This is a genomic window from Cupriavidus campinensis, assembly GCF_905397395.1.
GTDB classification, from domain to species: Bacteria; Pseudomonadota; Gammaproteobacteria; order Burkholderiales; family Burkholderiaceae; genus Cupriavidus; species Cupriavidus campinensis.
The window spans coordinates 1-2,377 of record NZ_CAJPVH010000128.1 but is presented as its reverse complement, the minus strand read 5'-3'; the positions used below and the strand labels follow the sequence as shown (position 1 = coordinate 2,377).

The following is a 2,377-nucleotide window of genomic DNA, read 5'->3' as shown; positions in this document are numbered from 1 at the left end:
GTCCAGCGGCGGCGCAGGTCGCGCGCGCCCGCTTTCGGGGCCGGGTCGGTGGCAGTGGCGTAGCGCGCCTTTACCTGCTCGGTCTGGGCGGCGAGATGCGCGCGCGCGTGTTCCGCCTGGCCGCGCGCGCGGGCCGTGGCGAGCAGCAGCAGCCCGGTGCCAAGCAGCACCAGGGCGACGGAGGCGATGAGCAGGCCGGCGACCGCCATCTCAGAGATCGAACCGGTCATCGAGCCCGAAGTTCGCGGGCCGCATGCGCGCGAGCTTGGGCGAGTGCGGCAGGATGCCGAGCGACTGCCAGCGGTCCGCCTCGGTGCCGTCGGCGTTCTGCAGCGGCTCGTGCCGGTAGAGTTCCTGCGTGGAGATGATGTTGTCGCCCAGGCCGGTCACCTCGGTAATCGACAGGATGCGCCGCTTGCCGCTCGACAGCCGGCCAATCTGCACGATGAAGTCGATGGCGTTGGCGATCTGCCGGCGCAGGCTCACCTCGCTGCCCTGGAAGCCGGCAAAGCCGGCCAGCATCTCCAGCCGGTACAGGCATTCGCGCGGGCTGCTGGCGTGGATCGTGCCCATCGAGCCATCGTGCCCGGTGCTCATGGCCTGGAGCATCTCCAGCACCTCGCCGCCGCGCACTTCGCCCACGATGATGCGGTCTGGCCGCATGCGCAGGCTGTTGCGCAGCAGGTCGCGGATGGTCACCGTGCCGGTGCCCTCGAACCCGCCCGGCCGGCTCTCCAGCCGCACCACGTGCGGGTGGTTGAGCGCCAGTTCGGCGGTGTCCTCGATGGTGATCACGCGTTCGGTGGCCGGCACGAAGGTGGCCAGCGCGTTGAGCAGCGAGGTCTTGCCGGAACTGGTGCCGCCGCTGACCAGGATGTTGCAGCGGGCGCGCACGGCGGCCTCCAGCAGTTCGCAGATCTCCGGGCTCATGGTGCCCAGCGCCTGCAGGTCCGCCGGCGTCAGCGGGTCCTTGCGGAACTTGCGGATGGACACCACCGGGCCTTCCAGCGCCAGCGGCGGGATGATGACGTTGATGCGCCCGCCGTCCGGCAGGCGCGCATCGACCATCGGGTTGGACTCGTCCAGCCGCCGGCCAATCGGCGCCAGGATGCGGCGCACGATGCGCAGCAGGTGCCCGCCATCGGCAAACCGCACCGGAATCCGCTCCAGCACGCCGTGGCGCGACACGTAGACGTCCATGTGCCCGTTCACGAGGATATCTTCCACGGCCGGGTCGTTGAGCAGGTCCTCGATGGGGCCGAAGCCGGCCAGCTCCTTGGTCAGCGCCTCGGCAATCTGGCGCAGCTCGGCCTCGTTGATCGGGATGCGGCGCAGCCGGGTGAAGCTCTCCAGCTCCAGGTCCACGAAGCGATGGATCGCCGTGCGCGACCATCGGCCGAACTCGGCGCCGAGTTCCTCGATACGCGTGAGCAGGTGCTCGTGCGCCGCTTCCTTGATCGTATGGAACTCCTGCGAGACAGGAAATGGTGCGGCGGCGTTGTCCGAAAATTCGATCGCTTGGGTCATGTCAGTTCCAGCTCTATTGCCAAGTCCGGATCAGGTTCGACTCGGGTCTGATTCAGGTGCCGGTGCGGACGGCGCGCAGCGCCTCCGGCAGCCTGTCCTTCATCCGCGCCAGGATGCTGCGTGCCTCGCCCGGCCCGGCGGCGTAGCCCAGCCGCGCCATCAGCGTGCCGAGCGCGCGCACGTAGGGGTCCGCCGCGTCGTCGTCCGCCAGCACCGCGCCCCGGTTGGCCGCGCGCAGCAGGGCGCCGCGCCGCTCTGGCAGGGTGCTGACGGACGCCACACCCACCCGTTCGGCCACCTGCGCGGCGTCCACGCCCAGTTGCGCGTCGAAGCGGGACACCAGCAGGTGCAGGTCGTCCCGTTCGATCTCGCGCTTGCGCAGCTCCTGCACCAGCTCCACGGCGGAGACGATGGCGCCCACGCTCTGCTCCGTGACGATCACCACGGCATCGGCTGCCTTGACGATCTGGGCCATGAACTCGGCATTGGAGAAGCCGCCGAGATCCACCACCTGGAGGTCGAAGAAGGCGCGCAGGCGGTCCAGCAGGGTCAGGGCTTCCGAGTACGAGACATCGCGCAACTCGGACAGCGTGCCCGGCAGCGGCAGCACGGACACCCCGTTGGCGTGGCGCGCCAGCGCGGTGCGTACGAACACCTGGTCGAAGCGGCGCAGGTTGCGCACGGCCTCGGCGAAATGAATTTCGGGCGCGATATTGAGGTACAGCGCGCCGTCGCGCGCCGGCAGGCCGAGGTCGAGCAGCAGCACCTCGCTGGCGCCGCGCTGGCGCACCGCCGCCGCGAGGTTCACGGCGGCGCTGGTCACGCCCACGCCCTGGCGCGCGCCCAGCAT

General features: G+C 70.1%; 1 protein-coding gene and 2 pseudogenes. All 3 read right to left on the bottom strand.

Annotated features, from left to right (window positions below; genetic code table 11):
* Nucleotides 1-230 (bottom strand): annotated as a pseudogene (locus tag KHO18_RS28090) (type II secretion system F family protein); the annotation flags it as partial.
* Nucleotides 211-1,527: a CpaF family protein gene (locus KHO18_RS28085; RefSeq protein ID WP_144199799.1), complete on the bottom strand. Its 1,317-nt coding sequence runs from the start codon at nt 1,525-1,527 to the stop codon at nt 211-213. The gene KHO18_RS28085 and the pseudogene KHO18_RS28090, both read right to left, overlap by 20 nt.
* A gap of 52 nt (nt 1,528-1,579) precedes the next feature.
* Nucleotides 1,580-2,377: pseudogene (locus KHO18_RS28080) on the bottom strand (pilus assembly protein); the annotation flags it as partial.